Source organism: Gluconobacter sp. P5H9_a (genome assembly GCF_018812085.1).
Taxonomy (GTDB): Bacteria; Pseudomonadota; Alphaproteobacteria; order Acetobacterales; family Acetobacteraceae; genus Gluconobacter.
The window spans coordinates 1-524 of the sequence record NZ_JACRVW010000083.1; the positions used below are offsets into that span (position 1 = coordinate 1).

Annotated in this window: 1 protein-coding gene; it reads left to right on the plus strand. The window is 60.7% G+C overall.

Annotated features, from left to right (window positions below; genetic code table 11):
* Positions 1 to 466 (plus strand): hypothetical protein (locus KP708_RS15580; RefSeq protein WP_215757270.1); only part of this gene is annotated, 466 nt, incomplete at its 5' end.
* Positions 467 to 524: the final 58 nt, after the last annotated feature.

The following is a 524-nucleotide window of genomic DNA, read 5'->3' on the forward strand; positions in this document are numbered from 1 at the left end:
CCCACGAGAAATTCGGTACGACATGACCCCCATCGAGCGCGCCCGTGCACTGCGTCGGGACTATGACGATCTGACCCGACAAGCACAGGAAACCGGCCACTACTCCGACCCACCGGCGGAGATGGTGGCATCCCCGTCCCTACCATCGGTCGATCACTGGCAGATCGTCAGGATTCCGAATGTCGGCCCGGGTCTGGCAGGATGGGCGCGATCTCATCCAGTGCTCGGCCCGTCTGACTGCTGGTTCGTCTCAACACCACTGGAACGCATCGACCCGGCCGGAAAATGGGCATGGTCAAAGAACCACCGGTTCCGGCTGCTCCGACCGGCTGACCCACTCAAAGAGGCCGAGCGATGGGCGGGAACGCTCAACAGTCCTCGTGAAGCTACGTCCAACCACATAGAGCATTCAGAAGATTGGAATGAAGCAGAAGCCTACGACCAGTCAGGACTTGCGGCCTTCTAGGTGAGGCTCTGCCGGTCTCGCTGCCGCCTCACTTCATACCCCTTGAGCAAATCCCCTC